The following is a 3,420-nucleotide window of genomic DNA, read 5'->3' on the forward strand; positions in this document are numbered from 1 at the left end:
GTGCGGGGCTACCGGAGGACGAAGCGGCTCTTCGTGCGGAACTCCTCGACCAGGTGCGCGGGGGCCTTCAGCGGCGAGCCGGCGTCGTAGGGCGGCTGCGGGTCGTACTCGGTCAGCAATTGCACGGCCCGGGCGTGCTCGTCACCGGCCAGCCTGCCGACCAGGGTGAGCCCCATGTCAATGCCCGAGGAGACGCCGGCGGCGGTGACGTACTTGCCGTCCGTCACGACCCGGCGGCCGGTCGGCCTGGCGCCGAGCCGCTCCAGCTGTTCCAGGGCGAGCCAGTGGGAGGTCGCCTCACGGCCCTTCAGCAGTCCGGCCGCGGCGAGCAGCAGCGAGCCCGTGCACACCGACGTGGTCCAGGTGCTGGTGGCGTCCACGACGCGCAGCCAGTCCAGCAGGGTCTCGTTCCCCATTTGGGCGTCCTGGCCGGGGCCGCCCGGGACGAGGACGATGTCCGGAGCCGTCACCTCGTCGAAGGTCCTGGTGGCGACGAGCGAGAGCTGGTCACGGTCGTTCGCCACGGGACCCTTCCGTTCGGCGACGAAGACGACGTCGGCGTCCGGGAGGCGGCAGAGCATCTCGTACGGGCCGACGGCGTCCAGTGACGTGAAACGGTCGAAGAGCAGGACGGCGATCTGCGTGGGCACGGGGATTCCCTTCGTAGGGTTCAGCGGGCGGGTCGTGCGGGTCCGCGGAAGCGGCGGCGGTACTCCGCCGGGGACACGCCGAGGGCCTTCACGAAGGCCCTCCGCATCGCCTCCGTGGTGCCGTATCCGCAGGCGCGGGAGATCTTCGTGACTCCGTCGGGGGTGTCCTCCAGGAGCCTTCTGGCGTGCTCGAGGCGCACGCGTTCCACGTAGCGGCCGGGTGTCGTGCCCGTCTCGGCCTGGAAGGCGCGGGCGAAGTGCCGGGGCGACAGGCCCGCGCGGTCCGCGAGCGCCTCGACACAGAGGTCGGCCTCGGGGTGCTGGGTGACCCAGTGCTGCACGGACCGCAGCGGTTCGCGGCGCGCGGTCTGGGCCGCGAGCTGGGCGCTGAACTGCGACTGGTTGCCGGGACGCCGCAGGAAGACGACCAGATGGCGGGCCACGGTGAGGGCGACGTCCCGGCCGAGGTCCTCCTCCACAAGTGCCAGCGCCAGGTCGATGCCCGCCGTGACGCCCGCGGAGGTGGAGAGCCTGCCGTCCCGGACGAAGATCGGGTCGGGGTCGACCTCGACCTCCGGATAGGCGCCGGCGAGGTGGTCGCAGACGGCCCAGTGGGTGGTGGCGCGCCGGCCGTCGAGCAGCCCGGCCTCCGCCAGCAGCAACGCGCCGGTGCACACGGACACCAGGCGTCCGGCGTGGGGCGCCCGGTCGCGGAGCCAGTCGATCAGCCGCGGATCCGGGCGGCGGGTGCCCTCGCCGCCGGGGACGAGGAGCGTGTGGGGCGCGGGTTCACGGGCGAGGTCCCCGTCAGGGACCAGAGTGAGACCGCTGGAGGTCCGTACCGGCGAGCCGTCGAGCGAGGCGGTACGGATCCGGTACGCGGACGGGTCGCCGCAGGCCCGGCGGGCACCCTCGAAGACCTCGACCGGCCCCGTCACATCGAGGCTCTGCACATGGTCGAAGAGGACGACGAGCAGCGTCCGTCCTGTCGTCGGCCGCTCCGCAGGTTCTGTTGTGGACTCCGTCACGAGCCCCATCCTTCTCGCGGCACGGCCATGGCCGCAATGACGAGAACCCCACCTATCCTGCCATCGCCGCCGAGGGACGTTCCCGGACTTCCGCCCGTACCGACCAGTCGGTAACGTGCGGCTCATGACTTCTCTGCATCCGCGCGCGGGACGCCGCTGCCACAACGCCCTCAACCCGCTGCACTCGACGGTCTACTTCTCCCCCGACTTCACCGCCGAGCTCGCACAGCTGGGTGTCGAGGACCCCAGAGCCGCCTACTTCGCGGGGCGCGGCGCCGCCATGGGCGCGGTCGGACCCGGTGCGGTCGCCGCCGCGTTCTACAACTTCAACCACGACCTGATCGCGGAGCATCTGCCGGCCGTGTGGGACACCGCCCCGCCGGAGGCGGTGCTCGCGGCGCGGCTGCGCGCCGTCGACACCACCCTGCGGCGGCTGCTCGGCGACGACGCCGTCGCCTCCCCCGAGATGGCGGAGGCAGCGGAACTCGGGCTGCGCGCGGCCGAGGCGTGCACCCGTCACGCCCGTCCCCTCTACGCGGCACACGCCGACCTGCCCGTCCCGGAAGAGCCGCACCTGGCGTACTGGCACGCGGCGACCCTCCTGCGGGAGCACCGCGGCGACGGGCATCTCGCGGCGCTGCTCGCGGCCGGTCTCGACCCGCTCGAGGCGCTGGTGAGCCACACCGCCACGGGCAAGGGCATGGCGCCGCGCTGGATCCTCGCCACCCGCGGCTGGGGACGGACCGACTGGGAGGCCGCGCAGTCCCGGCTGCGGGAGCGCGGACTGATCGACGCGGAGGGCGAGTTGACCGAGGCCGGCACCGCGCTGCGGGCCGAGCTGGAGGAGCACACCGACCGGCTCGACCGGGCACCGTACGAGCACCTGGGCGCGGAGGGCGTCGAGCGTCTCACGGAACTCGGCCGCGGCTTCCTGACGAGCGCCGCGCTCGCCGGGGCGTTCCCCGAGGACCTCACGGGCAAGGGCTGACACACCGGGACGGGGGCGGGCCGAGACGTTTACACAGAGGCGATCCCGGCTACCCGACGTAGTCCAACGCCCCCGTCACTGGAGGTCAATTGTGCTCAGCGCCATAGCGGACGCACTTCGTACCGTCGGCTCCGCGATCGCCACCGTGGTGACACTGCCGTTCCGGCTCCTGGCCCGGCTCTTCGGCGGAGCCTCGCGCGGCGGCAGGACACGGCGCGTCTGAGGCACGCGACACGGCCCCCGGCCACCCGGCACAATGCACTCTCAAGCACAGCGAGCACGAGAAGGCGAGTCGGGGAACCGTGACGACGTCCATCGAAGGCAGGATCGCCGAGGAGCTCGGCGTACGTGAGCGGCAGGTGAAGGCGGCCGTCGAGCTGCTCGACGGCGGGTCGACCGTGCCGTTCATCGCTCGCTACCGCAAGGAAGCGACCGAGATGCTCGACGACGCGCAGCTGCGCACGCTCGAGGAACGGCTGCGTTACCTCCGGGAACTGGAGGAACGGCGGACCGCGATCCTCGAGTCCGTGCGCGAGCAGGGCAAGCTCACGGACGAGCTGGAGGCCCGGATCGGGGCCGCCGACACGAAGGCACGGCTGGAGGACATCTACCTGCCGTTCAAGCCGAAACGGCGCACCAAGGCGCAGATCGCCCGCGAGGCGGGGCTCGAGCCGCTGGCCGAGGGCCTGCTGAGCGACCCGTCGGTGGACCCGCTCGCGGCCGCCGCCGCGTTCGTCGACGCGGACAAGGGCGT

4 protein-coding genes and 1 pseudogene are annotated in these 3,420 nt (G+C 72.6%); 3 read left to right on the forward strand and 2 right to left on the reverse strand.

Going from position 1 to position 3,420, the window contains the following annotated elements:
• Positions 1-8: 8 nt before the first annotated feature.
• Both ACWGH4_RS30565 and ACWGH4_RS30570 read right to left on the reverse strand, forming a co-directional pair.
• Entirely contained in the window at positions 9-650 is a 642-nt protein-coding gene (locus ACWGH4_RS30565; RefSeq protein ID WP_453466616.1) for a DJ-1/PfpI family protein, read from the reverse strand.
• 20 nt (positions 651-670) lie between these two features.
• Positions 671-1,678 carry a GlxA family transcriptional regulator gene (locus ACWGH4_RS30570; RefSeq protein ID WP_453466618.1) on the reverse strand — a complete coding sequence of 336 codons (1,008 nt, stop codon included), beginning with the start codon at positions 1,676-1,678 and terminating at the stop codon, positions 671-673.
• 124 nt (positions 1,679-1,802) lie between these two features.
• Between ACWGH4_RS30570 and ACWGH4_RS30575 the strand changes: the two genes are divergently transcribed.
• The 3 genes and pseudogenes from ACWGH4_RS30575 to ACWGH4_RS30585 form a co-directional block, all read left to right on the forward strand.
• Complete coding sequence (locus tag ACWGH4_RS30575; RefSeq protein WP_453466620.1) at positions 1,803-2,666, forward strand: SCO6745 family protein; 864 nt, start codon at positions 1,803-1,805, stop codon at positions 2,664-2,666.
• 91 nt (positions 2,667-2,757) lie between these two features.
• Positions 2,758-2,889 carry an LPFR motif small protein gene (locus tag ACWGH4_RS30580; protein ID WP_268247290.1) on the forward strand — a complete coding sequence of 44 codons (132 nt, stop codon included), beginning with the start codon at positions 2,758-2,760 and terminating at the stop codon, positions 2,887-2,889.
• Positions 2,890-2,968: 79 nt separating this feature from the next.
• Positions 2,969-3,420 (forward strand): annotated as a pseudogene (locus ACWGH4_RS30585) (Tex-like N-terminal domain-containing protein); the annotation flags it as partial.

The organism is Streptomyces sp. NPDC054847 (genome assembly GCF_053610925.1).

Bases quoted from the DNA above. Each gene is read 5' to 3' on its own strand.
- ACWGH4_RS30575 (WP_453466620.1), top strand. From the start codon at position 1,803: ATGACTTCTCTGCATCCGCGCGCGGGACGCCGCTGCCACAACGCCCTC.